The organism is Henriciella marina DSM 19595 (assembly GCF_000376805.1).
GTDB classification, from domain to species: Bacteria; Pseudomonadota; Alphaproteobacteria; order Caulobacterales; family Hyphomonadaceae; genus Henriciella; species Henriciella marina.
Genome location: NZ_AQXT01000002.1, coordinates 2,129,715 through 2,144,052 on the forward strand (window position 1 = coordinate 2,129,715; position 14,338 = coordinate 2,144,052).

General features: G+C 60.7%; 17 protein-coding genes. 15 read left to right on the forward strand and 2 right to left on the reverse strand.

Annotated elements, in window-relative coordinates; translation table 11 throughout:
* Positions 1–17: 17 nt before the first annotated feature.
* Positions 18–965 carry a glutathione S-transferase gene (locus F550_RS0110485; RefSeq protein ID WP_018148508.1) on the reverse strand — a complete coding sequence of 316 codons (948 nt, stop codon included), beginning with the start codon at positions 963–965 and terminating at the stop codon, positions 18–20.
* A gap of 119 nt (positions 966–1,084) precedes the next feature.
* Here F550_RS0110485 and F550_RS0110490 point away from each other — a divergent pair, with 119 nt between their 5' ends.
* Entirely contained in the window at positions 1,085–2,653 is a 1,569-nt protein-coding gene (locus F550_RS0110490) for a long-chain-fatty-acid--CoA ligase (RefSeq protein WP_018148509.1), read from the forward strand.
* Here the strand turns inward: F550_RS0110490 and F550_RS0110495 are convergent.
* Positions 2,650–3,123, reverse strand: coding sequence for an SAM-dependent methyltransferase (locus F550_RS0110495; protein WP_018148510.1), 474 nt, complete (start codon positions 3,121–3,123; stop codon positions 2,650–2,652). The two genes, F550_RS0110490 and F550_RS0110495, sit on opposite strands and share 4 nt — an antisense overlap.
* An 83-nt stretch (positions 3,124–3,206) precedes the next feature.
* Here F550_RS0110495 and F550_RS0110500 point away from each other — a divergent pair, with 83 nt between their 5' ends.
* From F550_RS0110500 to ybeY, 14 genes are all read left to right on the forward strand, one after another.
* Positions 3,207–5,063 (forward strand): AMP-binding protein, encoded by a 1,857-nt coding sequence (locus F550_RS0110500; protein ID WP_018148511.1) that lies wholly within the window; start codon positions 3,207–3,209, stop codon positions 5,061–5,063.
* Between the two features lie 2 nt (positions 5,064–5,065).
* Positions 5,066–5,980: a hypothetical protein gene (locus F550_RS0110505; protein ID WP_018148512.1), complete on the forward strand. Its 915-nt coding sequence runs from the start codon at positions 5,066–5,068 to the stop codon at positions 5,978–5,980.
* A gap of 38 nt (positions 5,981–6,018) precedes the next feature.
* Positions 6,019–7,011 (forward strand): alpha/beta hydrolase, encoded by a 993-nt coding sequence (locus tag F550_RS0110510; RefSeq protein ID WP_233349019.1) that lies wholly within the window; start codon positions 6,019–6,021, stop codon positions 7,009–7,011.
* Between the two features lie 60 nt (positions 7,012–7,071).
* A complete protein-coding gene (locus F550_RS17570; protein ID WP_018148514.1) occupies positions 7,072–7,275 on the forward strand; it encodes a hypothetical protein in 204 nt (67 codons plus the stop codon).
* Positions 7,262–7,384, forward strand: a complete 123-nt coding sequence (locus F550_RS19500) for a hypothetical protein (RefSeq protein ID WP_018148515.1) — start codon at positions 7,262–7,264, stop codon at positions 7,382–7,384. Before F550_RS17570 ends, F550_RS19500 begins: the two co-directional genes overlap by 14 nt.
* 156 nt (positions 7,385–7,540) lie before the next feature.
* Positions 7,541–8,620, forward strand: coding sequence for a hypothetical protein (locus F550_RS0110525; RefSeq protein WP_018148516.1), 1,080 nt, complete (start codon positions 7,541–7,543; stop codon positions 8,618–8,620).
* Between the two features lie 72 nt (positions 8,621–8,692).
* On the forward strand, positions 8,693–9,280 hold the full coding sequence (locus F550_RS19535; RefSeq protein ID WP_018148517.1) for a NifU family protein: 588 nt from the start codon (positions 8,693–8,695) through the stop codon (positions 9,278–9,280).
* Positions 9,281–9,306: 26 nt separating this feature from the next.
* Positions 9,307–9,909: a malonic semialdehyde reductase gene (locus F550_RS0110535; protein WP_018148518.1), complete on the forward strand. Its 603-nt coding sequence runs from the start codon at positions 9,307–9,309 to the stop codon at positions 9,907–9,909.
* 15 nt (positions 9,910–9,924) lie between these two features.
* Entirely contained in the window at positions 9,925–10,572 is a 648-nt protein-coding gene (gene tsaB / locus F550_RS17575) for a tRNA (adenosine(37)-N6)-threonylcarbamoyltransferase complex dimerization subunit type 1 TsaB (RefSeq protein ID WP_018148519.1), read from the forward strand.
* The gene (locus F550_RS18580; protein WP_018148520.1) at positions 10,572–11,054 is read left to right on the forward strand and encodes a GNAT family N-acetyltransferase; all 483 of its coding nucleotides are present in this window, start codon (positions 10,572–10,574) and stop codon (positions 11,052–11,054) included. The genes tsaB and F550_RS18580 overlap by 1 nt, the downstream gene beginning before the upstream one ends.
* Positions 11,055–11,061: 7 nt before the next feature.
* Entirely contained in the window at positions 11,062–11,481 is a 420-nt protein-coding gene (locus tag F550_RS0110550; RefSeq protein WP_018148521.1) for a Fur family transcriptional regulator, read from the forward strand.
* A 46-nt stretch (positions 11,482–11,527) separates the two neighbouring features.
* Entirely contained in the window at positions 11,528–12,901 is a 1,374-nt protein-coding gene (miaB, locus tag F550_RS0110555) for a tRNA (N6-isopentenyl adenosine(37)-C2)-methylthiotransferase MiaB (protein WP_018148522.1), read from the forward strand.
* 2 nt (positions 12,902–12,903) lie between these two features.
* Positions 12,904–13,875: a PhoH family protein gene (locus F550_RS0110560; protein WP_018148523.1), complete on the forward strand. Its 972-nt coding sequence runs from the start codon at positions 12,904–12,906 to the stop codon at positions 13,873–13,875.
* Positions 13,872–14,330, forward strand: a complete 459-nt coding sequence (gene ybeY, locus F550_RS0110565; RefSeq protein ID WP_018148524.1) for an rRNA maturation RNase YbeY — start codon at positions 13,872–13,874, stop codon at positions 14,328–14,330. Before F550_RS0110560 ends, ybeY begins: the two co-directional genes overlap by 4 nt.
* The last annotated feature ends 8 nt before the right edge of the window (positions 14,331–14,338 follow it).

Consider the following 14,338-nt stretch of genomic DNA (forward strand, 5'->3'; position numbering starts at 1 on the left):
ATACGGCGGCCTTCTGCCTAGACGCGACGCACCATGAACCCGGTGCGCGGGAAATGCAGGTTCAGCGTTTCAGCCTGCTCATCATGGCGGTGGATGATGATGCGGTCCGGCGTCGCGATCACGATCTCACCCTCGACCCAGTCGCGGCCATAATCGTCGGGGGCCACGGCAACATGCTCGCCCGGCTCAAAGCCCTGAAGCTCACCCACCGTCTTGGCGGCTTTTAAGCGTGGCGCGGCGTTGAGCGCGATCGTCAGCGCCTCTTCACCGCTCAGCTCTTCGGGCGTCTGGCCTTCGATTTCCTTCATCCGCTTGTACCAGTCGGCTGTGCGCGGGAAGGACTGAAAGCACTGCTCCAGAAAATCCGGCAGCGCGCTCTCCATGAACCACGGATTCATGTAAGCGTGCACATCCACCAAGCCGGGCTTCATGCTGACCAGCCAGTTGCCAGCGCCCGCGCCATGTCCGCCCGCAAGGCGTTCCTCGATCCAGGACATCTGGGCGCGCCACTGGTCTTTCATGAAAGGAACAACAGCCTTCATCGCATCGGTATCGAACGGACGGCCAGAGAGCTTTTCGCGGTCTTTCTTGAAGGCATCAGGGACCTGATCACCAATCGTACCGAAGATGATGGCGACGCTGGTCTGAAACCATTTACCGTCTGCCCATGAGCCGACAATGCTGGAAAGGCCTTCATGGCCGGGCAGATCCAGCTGAGGTATTTCGAACCGCTCCTCGATGGCGCGGATGATCATTGCACTATCAAGAAAGATGTCCGCGCCGATCTGCATGACCGGCGTTTTCCGGTAGCCGCCACTCAGCGGCATCAGCAGCGGTTTGGGCATGATGTTCGGGATTTCCACCGATGCCCAGCCAAGGTTTTTCATCCGCAGGGCGAGGCGAACCTTCTCCGAAAATGGAGAGGTCGGATAGTGGTGGAGAATGATTGTCTGCGGGCCGGCCATCTGCTTTCCTTTTCGCTGCCTGGCAGGCAACCTATCCCATCTGAGGGCTTGCCCGCCGCGTCCAAAGCGATTTCAAGCGGTAAAGAAAACACAGCAAAGCTCAAGAGGAAGTCCAGAAGATGCTCGATCCGGCCCTGATGCCACACCTCGCCGACATTCCGCGTGTTCAGTCAGAGAAGCTGAGCGATAGGCCCGCCATCTGGTTTGAGGGCAAGACCACGACGTTCGCAGGCCTTGAGAAGAATTCAAACCGTGTCGCAAACGGCCTTCTGGCGGCTGGCGCCGAAACCGGTGACCGGGTCGCCTATCTCGCCAAGAATATGGGCTGTTATTACGAGCAGCTTTTCGGTTGCGCCAAGTCGCGCACCACAATGACGGGCATCAATAACCGCCTCGCACCGCCGGAAATGAAATTCATCCTGTCGGACAGCAAATCGAAGATCCTGTTCGTCTCCAAGGAATTCTATGCCGCCGTCGAAAAGATCGCGCCGGAATGCCCCGAGCTGAAAACCATCATCGCCATCGATGGCGATCATGATGACTGGCCAGCCTATGACACATGGCTGGCGAGCCAGAGCATGTCAGCCCCCGGCCTTGAGACGCAGGATGATGACGATGTCATTCAGCTCTACACGTCCGGCACGACCGGCCTGCCCAAAGGCGTCATGCTGACCAACAAGAATTACCGCGCGGTCTTTACCGAGGCCGCCAAGCTTGACTGGGCCGCCTATGATGAGGGCGATGTGGTGATGAACGCCATGCCGCTTTTCCACGTGGCAGGCTGCAATATCGGCGTACTGGCGAGCGCGCAGGGCGCGATGACGCTGGTCCTGCGCGAGATCGACCCAACCGCTATTCTGGACCTTGTCGAGAAGCACAAGGTCAATCACGCCTTCTGGGTGCCTGCCGTTATCCTGATGCTGTCGCAGATGCCGGGCGTCGACGACCGCGACTTCTCTTCCCTGAAGACGATTTCCTATGGCGCCTCGCCAATCGCGGAAGACCTTCTGAAGCGGGCGGTCGACCTCTTCGGCGCAAAGTTCACCCAGCTATATGGTCTGACCGAAACCGTTGGCCTTGGGACATATCTGCCGCCGGAAGCGCATAATCCGAGCTGGGGCAAGCTTCGTTCCTGCGGCGTGCCGTATCCGAGCGCGATTGTCCGTGTGGTTGACCCTGAGGACAATCCGGTGCCCCAGGGCGAGGTTGGCGAGATCGTGATCGGCGCGGACTTTGTCATGAAGGGCTACTGGAACCGCGAAGAGGCTACAGAAGAGGCGCTGCGCGGCGGCCTCTTCCATACCGGTGATGCCGGCTATTTCGACGAAGACGGCTTTCTCTTCATCCATGACCGGATCAAGGACATGATCGTGTCGGGCGGCGAGAACGTCTATCCGGCCGAGGTGGAAAACGCCCTGTTCAGCCATCCGGACGTCGCAGACGTCGCCGTGATCGGCATTCCAAGCGAGAAATGGGGTGAGGCGGTGAAAGCAATCATCGTCCTGAAGGAGGGCGCGAAGGCCGACAAGGACGCGATCATCGCCTGGACCAAGGAAAAGATTGCCGGCTACAAATGTCCGAAATCGGTCGACTTCGTGAAAGAGCTGCCGCGCAACCCGTCCGGCAAGATCCTCCGCAAGGACCTGCGTGAACCCTACTGGAAAGATACCGGCCGGCGGGTGGGTTAGACCCAATACCCCCTCATAAGCTCTTGCGCCCAGGCCGGTTCGGCGGTCTCGCCGCGCGGGGCAAAGCCTTCCATCACCGGCTTTATATCGAGGACGGGTGTGCCATCGATGGCATCGAGCCCCTCCAGATGGAGGCTTAGCCCGTCAACCTTGAGGACGCGGCAGACAGTGACGCCAATCCGGTTGGGACGGTTCTTGCCGCGCTGCGCGAAGATGCCGATGAGCGGCCAGTCCTTGTTGCCTCGCGGATGACGCGCGCCGCGTTCGATTTTTTCGTCGGGTACCTGGTCGAACAGAAAGACAATTTCTGCGTGGGAGAAGCTGTCGAGACCGAAAAGAGCCTCTGGCGCGAACTGATCCGGATCAAGTTCAATGCGCGCCGGGACCGCGTCCCAGCCATCATCGATCGGTTCAGACCGTGCCGACCTGACAGTTCCGATAGGGTGCAGGACGAAATTACGCTGGGTCATGACGGTCGCTCTCTTGGCAGGCTGCATGCCGTGTATAAACTGGCAGGGCTACACAAAACACAAGTTATAATGGGAGAGACCATATGGCCGACGGTCAGACACTGCCGCCATTCCGCCCGCTGCCTCAACTGGACCCGGACATCGAAATGGTCCGCAAAGATGATGGCACGATCTATCTGACGCCCCGCCAGTCGCCCGGCGACCGGCCGAAGACGATCCCACACTGCCTCGATGAGCGGGCCGCCGAGCATCCGGACCGTCCGTGGCTGAAGCAGCGCGATCCGGAAACGGATCAGTGGCGGACTGTCACCTACGCGCAAGGCAAGAAGAAGGTCGATGCGCTCGCGCAGGCTTTCCTCGACATGGGCGCAGGACCAGATGCACCGGTCATGATCCTGTCGGGCAATTCGATCGAAAGCGCGCTGGTCATCATGGCGGCGCAGAAGATCGGCGCACCTGCGGCCCCGATCTCAGTCCCCTATTCGACCATGTCGACCGATTTCGGCAAGCTGAAGCATTGCTTTGAGGCGGTGCAACCCAAGGCGATCTTCGTGCAAGACGTGGCGCCATTCAAGAATGCGCTGAGCGCACTGGGCGATCATGGCTGCACGGTCTTCGCCAAGACGGGTGCGACGAATGAGATCCAGTCTTTTGATACACTGGCAGAGACCAAGCCGACCCCTGCGGTCGATGAAGCCATGTCTAAGCTGAACGATGACAGCGTCGGCAAATATCTTTTCACGTCTGGCTCTACGGGGATGCCGAAGCCGGTGCCGACCACGCAGGGGGCGATGTGCTCAATGATCGCGGGCCAGGAAGGCCTCCGCGATGATGAGCGCGACCCTGATTACGATCCGGATGAGGTCAACCAGGTGCTCGACTGGCTGCCGTGGAACCACATCTCCGGCTCCAATGTGAACTTCAATGGCGCGCTCTGGAACGGCGCGACTTTCTGGATCGATGGCGGCAAGCCGACGCCGGACCTCTTCGGCGAGACGATCCGCAATATCCGTGAGGTGAGCCCATCAACCTTCGGCACTGCGCCGATTGCCCTGTCCATGTTGGCCGATGCGATGGAGCAGGATGACGACCTGCTGGAAGCCTTCTTCAAGAACATGCGGAGCATCGGCTATGGCGGCGCGACGCTGTCGGATGACCTCTATGACCGGCTGCAGACGCTCGCCATCAAGGCAACTGGCAAGCGTATCCCGATTATCACCATGTATGGCGCGACCGAGACCCAGGGCATCACCGTGGTGCACTGGGTGGTAGAGCGTGTTGGCCTGATTGGGCTGCCTCTGCCGGGCATGACGCTGAAGCTGGTGCCGAACGGGGCAAAGCTGGAGGTCCGCGTGAAGGGCCCGAGCGTGATGCCGGGCTATCTCGACATGCCGGACAAAAATGCCGAAGTGTTCGACGATGAAGGCTTCTACAAGCTTGGCGACGCCGCCATCATGGTCGATGAAAATGACCCCAACAAAGGCATCATCTTTGATGGCCGCGTGGGCGAAGACTTCAAGCTGTCGACTGGCACATGGGTGTCGGTTGGTACGCTGCGGCCCGACCTTGTCGCGGCCTGTTCGCCGCTGGTCTTTGACGCCGTCATTGCCGGTCAGGACAAGGACTTTGCGGCCGCTCTTTTCTGGCCCGCGCAGGCGACGTTCATGTCCTATGTAAAGAAAGCCGAAGGCGATGCGCCAAAGGCCCTCGCGCAGCTGACGGCAGACCTCACCGAAAAGGTGAAGACCTTCAATGCGGGTGAGAAAGGCTCCTCGCGCAAGGTCCGCCGCTTCACCGTGATGACCGAGCCGCCATCCATCGATGCGGGCGAGATCACCGACAAGGGCTATGTGAATCAGCGCTGCGTCATCGACCGGCGCGACGACCTGGTCCGCGCGCTCTATAGTGAACCGCCTGGGCCGGGCGTCATCGTCGCGTAAGCGTGGCGGGGCGAGGCGAGCCAGCAAACGACCCAGCCGGGCGCCGGAATGGCGGCGGTCTCTGGCTGGGTGCGGGCGCTTTTGTGGTCGCCTGCGCCGTCTTTGCCTTGCTCTTCGCCTTCCCCTCGCTGAGGTGCGAGGATGGCGTTAGCGAGGTGGAGATAGATCCGCGCGCGGAGGCAGAAGCAGCGCTTGCCCTGCTGGGTGAGGATGAGGTCACCCGCACCTATTTTCGCAAGCTCGACGCGGCGTTCCCGTCTGCCGCCGATGACCTTCGCGAAACGCTGCTGGTGGCACTTGAGCGCAGTGTGCCCGAGGGCGAGATTGGGCTGCTGATCCTCAAGGCCGGGACAGAACCGGCCTTCTCAAATCTGGACCGGCTCTCCAAGGCGGACATCCGTTATTTCAACCGCCTGATGGATCTGGCGCGCACAGATCTCGAAGCGCTCGACCAGTCCGGCGCGCCATTCTGCCAGGGAAGCGATCTCGTCGAGTATTCAGACCTGGCTGAGCAGGAGGCCTATCAGTTCGTGCAGCAGCGGATCGAGCCCGGCGACCCGCTCTACGTGTTCGCACTTGAGGCAACCGGTATCCTGCTGGATGCTGTGCGCAATGCCCGCTCCAACCCGCAAAGCCGCGTTGCCCCGTCCCGCGCCGATATGAGCGCGCTGCAGTCTGTTGGTGCATCGGCCCTGTTTGATCCGGATGTGACCTTGCTGCTGACCACCGAAGGCAAGAGCCGCCGTGAAATGAACGCAGCGCTGGAGCGGGTGAATTTCTGCGAACTGGGCGTGCGGATGATCAACCGGGTGAGCAATCTGCCGGAAACGACGAAAGAGCGTCTTCTTTCCGAAGCGATCGACCGGGTCCGGCGCTATGGAATCCGCCGGATTATCTGGATGATGTCGACCTATTAAGGCCTTCTCCCGCTAAAAGCGGAAAAAGGCGCTAAAAGATGCTTCAAATCCGCGCCGTCTCGCTGCACCTTAGAGAGATGGCTCTGGACGAAACCCTGCGGACCTTTTTGGACCGTTTCAAACTTCCCGACTTTTCCAAGCTCGACTGGGCACAGTCGACTGACCGTTTGCGTACCAGCTTCCACCGCGCGAGCCGGTCAGTGGAACGCGATGCGCCAGAGCTCGCTGACATTTCCACCCTGGCGGTAGATGGCGCCGAAGGCCCGCTGAAGGCGCGGCTCTATACCCCGCTTGGCGCAGGAATTGGCGCAGGGCCGGGCATCCTGTTCTTTCATGGTGGCGGCTTTGTCCTTGGCGATCTCGACAGCCATGACATGATCTGCAGGCGGCTTGCGGCCGGATCGCGTTGCCGGGTGCTGTCGGTCCACTACCGTCTTGCGCCCGAGCATCCGTTTCCTGCCGCCCATGAAGACGCGCTTGCTATCTGGCGCTGGGCGACGCAGCGCACGGACCTTCTCACCATCGACCCGGACAGGATCTGCGTGGCGGGCGATAGTGCCGGGGGTAATCTCGCAGCCTATCTCTGCCAGGAGCTGAACAGGGCCGAAGAGCCTGCGCCCGCCTTCCAGCTGCTTCTCTATCCACTCGTCCAGTTTGCGGATATCGGCACAAAGAAGCTGACGTTTCAGGAGGGGTTCTTCCTTTCCGAGCGACTGTTTGAGTATTTCCGGGACGCCTATATCCAGGCCGACGCCGACCGGATGAACTGTAAGGTGTCGCCGCTTTTTGCGCCGGACAATGACTTTCGCGGCCTGCCGCCAGCGCATGTCGTCCTCTGCGGCTGGGACCCGTTGAAGGATGAAGGGCGCGCCTATGCGACAAAGCTTGCCGCGCACGGCGTGCCGGTGACCATCCGTGAACATCCCGGCATGGTGCACGGGTTCATGAATTTGACGGCAGTCTCGGTCCCCGCGCGTGACGCTATCCACGAGGCCGGTGAAACCGTTGGACGGGCGCTGGGGGCGCTCTGATTACGCTCTTCGTCCTGCCATCTCGTCTTTTTCGGTGAACCGCCTTATCTTTTTCCTGTCATGACCGAATCGCGATCTTTCCTGAAACCTAACGGGCCCTGTCTCGCCCTCGCCGTGCTTTGCGGCGTCAGCTTTCTGGCGTCCTGTGATCGGCAGGCCGAACGGATCGACCGTCTGGAAGACATCGCAGAAGGGGTGTCTGAACAGGTAAATGACCTTGAGAAGGTCGATGATCAGGAGAGCGCCGAAGATGGCCGCAACTAGTCAGACACGCCAGCGTCGCCATCGGGGTGGTCATATCGGCCTCGGGCTCCTGCTCATCATGATTGCGGCAGCAAGCGCGCTGGCGGTTCTGCAGGCGCTGGGCAGCTAGGCCCTAAAAACCGGTCACTCATTTCGAAAACGTAACGAACCACACAAAACACCGTGGGCGGATCAAGACGATTGTGTTAACAATCTCTTAATAGGAGAAATTGGCCCCGGCTGACGTCTGGACGATTTCGTTAGCAGCCAGCGGACCCCGTTCCTGATGAGCAATGTCGAAAAGCTTCCGGTAAAGGCGCGCGAAGACGGGCCTGCTGTGACGCTGATCGGAACGGACCTGCCAGTCTCCTACCTCGAAGAAGCCGAACCATCCCCCCTCATGCATTCGGCCCACTGGTGGTGGAGGCGCGGTATCGGCGCGATCAAGATTGCAGGCCTTTTAGCTGCGGCGGCCTTTTATCCCGCGCTCATTGCAGGCTCCCATGACATCAAGGATGATCCGGTGGTCCTCTCGGCCGAGCGGCCTTGGACCTCGCCGGAAACCGGCATCATGATCACGATGATCGGACGGGAAATCGAAGGGCCTGGCTGGGCCAGCGACCGCGCGGGCTGGCATCCGCAGGCGCGTCTGACGGGCCTGCCTGCCTGGCAGGAGGCGCTGTCTTCCTCAATGAGCGAATATGCGCGCCTGATGGCAAACCGGGCGGAAACGCCGCGCGGCACACCGGACCCAGACCTGTCGGCCGCCTCGCGCCTGCTGACCGTAGACCCGCAGCTTGAGCAGACGCCCAGACTTGCCGCAGCCGCAGAAGCCCTCGCCCGCTATGAAGGCCGCTTTGAGCGCGACCTTGCGACCTCATCTGGCGGCTTCGAAAGCCTGCTGGACAAGATGGCGCTCATGGCCAGCTGGTCGGAAATCTCGGTCGAGGAGCTTGGTGAGCAGATTTCGCTACGCGATGGTTGGCCAGCATCGAAGGATGACGTTCGCGCCTTCTATGCCGCCCGCGCCCGCGCGCAGCTTGCCAGCCAGCTGATTGCGGCCAGCCTCAACGCCGAACCGGATATTCTCGTAAGCGAAGCCGTTCAGACCCGGATCGACCGGCTCGTTGCTGCCTGGCGACGCGCAGCGATGCTGGACCCGGTCTTTGTCTCCAGTCAGTCGGGCGATGCACGGCTGATGGCGGACCATCTCGCCATGATGGCATTCTATATAGGTGAGGCTGGACGCGCGACCCGTGACCTCGGCGGCGCCATCATCATCGAGACTGAAGAAAACGCCCGGCCCGCTCTGGCGGGCATGTCCCCAACAGGCTCGACATCAGCTGCAACAGGCAGCAACGACTAGTCCTGCTTGAAACACGGGCCGCGACGGTCCATTTCAACGCTTCAGCAGAAGACAGAGATTGGCGGACGCCAGATGTTTATCCAGACCGAGCCGACCCCGAATCCAGACACGATCAAATTCATCCCCGGCGAAACCGTGGCAGGGGCCATAGGGCCGTTTGATTTCGCCAGCGTCGAAGAGGCCGGCTCCAGCCCGCTGGCCCAGACAGTCTTTGATGTCGATGGCGTGACCCGCGTCTTCCTTGGCCCCGATTTCGTGTCTGTTTCGAAGCACGAAACCGCTGACTGGAAACATGTGCGCCCGATGGTGCTGGCCGCGATCATGGACCACTATGTCGCGGGCCTTCCGGTCCTCAACGAGGCGGGCGCCGTTCCGCAAGTGGACGCCAATGCGACTACGGCAGCGGACTATGAAGGTGAGACCGCCGAAATCGTCGGTGAGATCCTCGAACTGATCGAGACCCGAGTCCGCCCGGCCGTCGCCCAGGATGGCGGTGACATTACCTTCCAGCGGTTCGATGCCGAGAGCGGTATCGTCCATCTTGCGATGCGCGGCGCCTGTGCAGGCTGCCCATCCTCGACGATGACGTTGAAGCAGGGCATCGAAAACATGCTGAAGGCCTATGTTCCTGAAGTAAACGCCGTCGAAGCGGCCCTGTAAGAACACCAATAAGGAGTTGCGAGACCATGTCTGATCCGGTCAATGATTATGCCCTGGACCTCATCTGGCGCGAGGGCCGGTCCTATAATGGCTGGCTCGACAAGGATGTGCCGGAAACCCTGATCCGGGCGGTCTACGACCTTGCGAAGATGGGCTCAACCAGCGCCAATTGCTGCCCGGCGCGGTTTGTCTTCATCCGGACCGAAGAGGCAAAAGCCCGGCTGAAGCCGCATCTCATGGAAGGTAATGTCGCCAAGACGCTGAGTGCCCCGTGGGTGTGTATCGTTGCGAACGACTTCATGTTCCATGAAAAAATCCCGCAGCTCTTCCCGCATAATCCCGGCGCAAAGGACTGGTTTTCCGATCCGCATGCGCGCGAGGAGCATGCCATGCGTAACGGCTCGCTTCAGGGCGCCTATCTAATGATGGCTGCACGCGCGCTTGGCCTGGATTGCGCGCCGATGTCCGGCTTCAATCAGGACGGGGTCGATCTTGAGTTCTTTGCCGACAAGGATGAGACGCACCACTGGCGTTCAAACTTCCTCTGTGCGATCGGCCACGGCGATGACAGCACAATTTTTGAACGCAGTCCGCGCCTCAGCTTCAGCGAGGCCTGCAAGATCCTGTAGCTGGGCGACGCCACCATGCTGACGCTTGGCATCAATACATCTGGACCGGCGTGCGATGTTGCCGTGCTTGAAGATGGCATCTGTCTGGCAACCCGCCTTGAAGAGATGGTACGCGGGCAGGATGCACGCCTTCCAGGGATTATCGCCGCGACCCTTGATGACGCTGGTAAGTCCACGCGCGATCTTTCACGCATAGGCGTTGTTACAGGCCCCGGCAGCTTCACGGGCATCCGCGTTGGCGTGGCGTTCGCGCGCGGTCTGGCGCTAGCGCTGAAGATACCCTGCATCGGCGTAACCGCACTTGAAGCGACCCTTCCTGCCGGGCAGCAAGGCTCTGCCATCGTCGCCCTTCCAGCCAAGCGAAGACCGCCGGAGCTGAGTTACTGGGTCCAGCGGTTTCGCACAGGCATCGCCACCGGCGCGCCTGAGGAAATTGATCTCGACATGTTGGCAGATGAATTGGAGGCCCACCCTCATTTCGTATTCGGAGAAGCTGTCGGCGCGCTTGCGCAGCGGCTTGAAGGTACCGAGATCCATACGGCCAGTCCAACCGCCCTTCGCGCCGCCGAGATGGCAGAAGGCGCAGGCGAGGACGGCGCCGCCGCAAGCCCCGTCTATGTCCGGGCGCCAGATGCCGCCTTGCCGGGTGGACGAAAGCCCTGATGGGTGGGGGCATCACCATATTGCGGCCGGATGATGCAGGCCGCGCCGCCACACTACATGCAGCCTGTTTCGACACGCATGGCCGCTGGAGTGCGCGGTCGATGCGCGAAAGCCTGTCAGCGCCCACGACACTGGCGCTTGGTCATGAGGCCGGTGGCCGTCTGGACGCCCTGCTTCTCATTCAGCGACTGGCTCCCGACGCGGAAATCCTGACCATCTGCGTTGATCCAGATGCCCGGCGACAGGGCCTCGCGCAACGTATCTTCGATCATGGCCGACAGCTGCTTGGACCCTATGGCATCGACCGCGTCCTGCTGGATGTTGCCGCCGACAATTTACCGGCCATCGCGTTCTATGAGCAGAATGGCTTCAACCGCGATGGCACGCGCAAGGCTTACTACAGCCGCGACGATGGCAGAGCTGTGGACGCAGTGTTAATGTCACGCACCGTTGCTGGACACACAGACAAATCGGAGGCATGAACAGGTCATGGATCGTCTCGAAAAACTTTGCACCGATAAAGGCCTCCGGATGACCGAGCAGCGCCGCACGATTGCGCGCGTCCTGTCTTCCTCCGACGACCATCCAGATGCCGAGGAACTGCACCGCCGGGCCAATGCGCTCGACAATTCGATCTCGCTTGCGACTGTCTATCGGACAGTGAAGCTTTTCGAGGAAAGCGGCATCATTGAGCGCCATGAGTTTCGTGACGGTCGGGCGCGTTTCGAAGAAGTGCCGGAAGAACATCACGACCACCTGATCGATGTGAAATCAGGCGACGTGGTCGAGTTTCATTCCGCAGAGATCGAAAAACTGCAGATCGAGATCGCAGAGCGGCTTGGATACAAGCTGATCGATCACCGGCTGGAGCTTTACGGCGTGCCGCTGAAGCGCGACCCGAGCAACTAACACCCAAGTCTGGCCTGAAAGCCAGTTTTGAGTCATAAGCCCGCGCATGACCACCCAGACTTCCAGGCCCGAGCCCAAACGTCTTTTCATCAAGACGTATGGCTGCCAGATGAATGTTTATGACAGTGAGCGCATGCGCGACGTGCTGCGTCCGCTTGGCTATCAGCCTGTTGACGGTCCTGAGACCGCCGACCTTGTCGTGCTGAACACGTGCCATATCCGCGAGAAGGCGACCGAGAAGGTCTATTCCGAGCTCGGCAAGATCAAGAAGATGAAAGAGGCCGCAGGCGGCAAGATGACAATCGCCGTTGCCGGCTGTGTGGCACAGGCCGAGGGCGCCGAAATCATGCGCCGTCAGCCAGCCGTGGATCTGGTGCTCGGCCCGCAGGCCTATCACAAGCTGCCTGAAATGGTCGCGCGTGCCAGCCGGGCCGCAGGCGATCGTCTGGAAACCGATTTCGACACACTCGAGAAGTTCGATGCGCTGCCAAAAGCGCGCGAAGCGGACGGCCCGACCGCGTTTCTCTCTGTTCAGGAAGGCTGCGACAAATTCTGCACCTTCTGCGTCGTGCCCTATACGCGCGGCGCAGAACTGTCGCGCCCGGTCGACGACATCGTCATTGAAGCCCGCAGCCTTGCCGCCCAGGGCGTTCGCGACATTTCGCTGCTCGGCCAGAACGTCAATGCCTGGCATGGCGCCGCGCCAAAACTCGATGGCGGCTCTGAATGGGGCCTCGGCCAGCTGGCGCGCCACCTCTCGAAAATCGGCGGAATCGACCGCATCCGCTACACGACCAGCCATCCGCGCGACATGGATGATGATCTCATCTCCGCGCATGGCGAACTGCCTGAGCTCATGCCTTTCCTCCACCTGCCGGTGCAGTCAGGTTCTGACAGGATCCTCAAGGCCATGAACCGCGGACACACTGCAGAACACTATCTCGATATCATGCGCCGGATGCGCGACGCGCGCCCCGACATGGCGCTGGCGTCCGACTTCATCGTCGGGTTTCCGGGCGAGTCCGATCAGGACTTTGAGGATACGATGAGCCTCGTGCGCGAGGTGGGCTATGCCATCGCCTATTCGTTCAAGTATTCGCCGCGCCCCGGTACGCCTGCCGCCGACATGTTCGGTCATGTGCCTGAAGAGGTGAAGGATGAACGCCTTCAGCGCCTGCAGACGCTTCTGAAGCAACAGCAGACCGAGTTCAACGCCTCCAAGATTGGCGACACATTGCCTGTCCTCGTGACCGGCAAGGGCCGGATGCCAGGCCAGATGCATGGCCGCTCGCCCTGGATGCAATCTGTCCATTTTGATGGACCAGAGCATCTTGTCGGACAGATTGTCGATGTGAAAGTCGTTGGCTCAACGCTGAATTCGCTCGCTGGCGAATACGCGCATGCGGTGGAGGTCGCCTGATCTTGAAAGGCACCGTTACACGGCTCTATACGCCCGACAATCCAGCGCTCCTCCCGGCGATATGCGGGCCGCAGCATCGCAATCTGATGAAGCTGGAAATGGCCCTCATAGACGGCAAGCTGAAGGCTGACAGCCAGGGCGGCAGTGTCCGGCTGACCGGGTCTGAAGCCGCTGTTGGCGACGCCGAAGCGACCCTCGCCGCATTCGAGCGCATGCTGAGGAGCAATCCCGCAGCCGGTGAAGACGCCTTTGAAGGCGCCATCGATCAGGCGCGGGCGCCGGCCGAAAGCTATGGCTCCCTGTCGGGGCTACGCGTGCCTGTCATGCCGCAGACACGGACGCAGGCGCAGTATATCGACTATCTCACCCGTGAGGGCCGCGACCTCGTCTTCGGCGTTGGCCCGGCCGGTACGGGCAAGACTTTTCTCGCCGTTGCCGCCGGCGCGGCCGAGCTTCGCAAGAAGACAAAGGAACGCCTGATCATCACGCGCCCCGCTGTCGAAGCTGGCGAGAATCTGGGCTTCCTGCCGGGCGACCTTGAAGAGAAGGTCGAGCCTTATCTGAGGCCCATCTGGGACGCGCTCAACGAAGTGCTGGGCGCCGACCATGTTGAACGGATGCGCGAGAAGAAGATCATCGAAGTCGCCCCCCTCGCCTTCATGCGTGGCCGGACACTGAAAAATGCTTTCGTCATCATGGATGAGGCGCAGAACGCCACTGTCGGCCAGACCAAAATGGTGCTGACACGTCTTGGACGCGACTCGCGCATGGTCGTCACCGGAGACCCCGGCCAGGTCGACCTGCCGCCGAAGACGCAGTCGGGTCTGGCGCATGCGCTGAAAATCCTCGACGGCGTCGAAGGAACAGGCATTGTCCATTTCACAGCCTCCGATGTTCGCCGCCACGCACTCGTTTCCCGCATCATCCGCGCCTATGACAAGGATGCCGGCACTGACGACGGATCGAAATCGTGAGCATAGAGCTGGACCTGCGCGTCGAAGCGGCAGGCTGGACTGAAGAGATTGGCGAAGCGGAAGCCGTTTGCCAGCGCGCCCTGAACGCCGCATTTGCAATCACCGGCATCGAAGGCGAAGTCGCGCTTCTGCTGACGGACGACGAGGAAATGCATGCATTGAACCGGGACTGGCGCAACAAGGACAAGCCTACGGACGTCCTCTCCTTTCCCGCCGATGAAATGGATGCGCCTTTTCTGGGTGACATCGCGATTGGACTTGGTGTTTCGCGTGGCGACGCGGCCACACGCGGCCTGAAACTGACCGAACATCTTAGCCATCTGGTCATTCACGGCTATCTTCATCTGCTTGGCTATGATCATATTATCGAAGAAGAGGCCCACAAGATGGAGGCGCTCGAAATCCAGGCGCTCGCTAGCCTGGGCATTGGCGATCCGTATGGCCGGGACTCCTGAGTTGGAAA

Bases quoted from the DNA above. Each gene is read 5' to 3' on its own strand.
- F550_RS0110495 (WP_018148510.1), bottom strand. From the start codon at position 3,123: ATGACCCAGCGTAATTTCGTCCTGCACCCTATCGGAACTGTCAGGTCG.
- F550_RS0110550 (WP_018148521.1), top strand. From the start codon at position 11,062: ATGGATCGTCTCGAAAAACTTTGCACCGATAAAGGCCTCCGGATGACC.
- F550_RS0110535 (WP_018148518.1), top strand. From the start codon at position 9,307: ATGTCTGATCCGGTCAATGATTATGCCCTGGACCTCATCTGGCGCGAG.
- miaB (WP_018148522.1), top strand. From the start codon at position 11,528: ATGACCACCCAGACTTCCAGGCCCGAGCCCAAACGTCTTTTCATCAAG.
- F550_RS19500 (WP_018148515.1), top strand. From the start codon at position 7,262: ATGGCCGCAACTAGTCAGACACGCCAGCGTCGCCATCGGGGTGGTCAT.
- F550_RS0110525 (WP_018148516.1), top strand. From the start codon at position 7,541: ATGAGCAATGTCGAAAAGCTTCCGGTAAAGGCGCGCGAAGACGGGCCT.
- F550_RS0110510 (WP_233349019.1), top strand. From the start codon at position 6,019: ATGCTTCAAATCCGCGCCGTCTCGCTGCACCTTAGAGAGATGGCTCTG.
- F550_RS0110485 (WP_018148508.1), bottom strand. From the start codon at position 965: ATGGCCGGCCCGCAGACAATCATTCTCCACCACTATCCGACCTCTCCA.
- F550_RS18580 (WP_018148520.1), top strand. From the start codon at position 10,572: ATGGGTGGGGGCATCACCATATTGCGGCCGGATGATGCAGGCCGCGCC.
- F550_RS17570 (WP_018148514.1), top strand. From the start codon at position 7,072: ATGACCGAATCGCGATCTTTCCTGAAACCTAACGGGCCCTGTCTCGCC.
- F550_RS0110490 (WP_018148509.1), top strand. From the start codon at position 1,085: ATGCTCGATCCGGCCCTGATGCCACACCTCGCCGACATTCCGCGTGTT.
- F550_RS0110500 (WP_018148511.1), top strand. From the start codon at position 3,207: ATGGCCGACGGTCAGACACTGCCGCCATTCCGCCCGCTGCCTCAACTG.
- F550_RS19535 (WP_018148517.1), top strand. From the start codon at position 8,693: ATGTTTATCCAGACCGAGCCGACCCCGAATCCAGACACGATCAAATTC.
- tsaB (WP_018148519.1), top strand. From the start codon at position 9,925: ATGCTGACGCTTGGCATCAATACATCTGGACCGGCGTGCGATGTTGCC.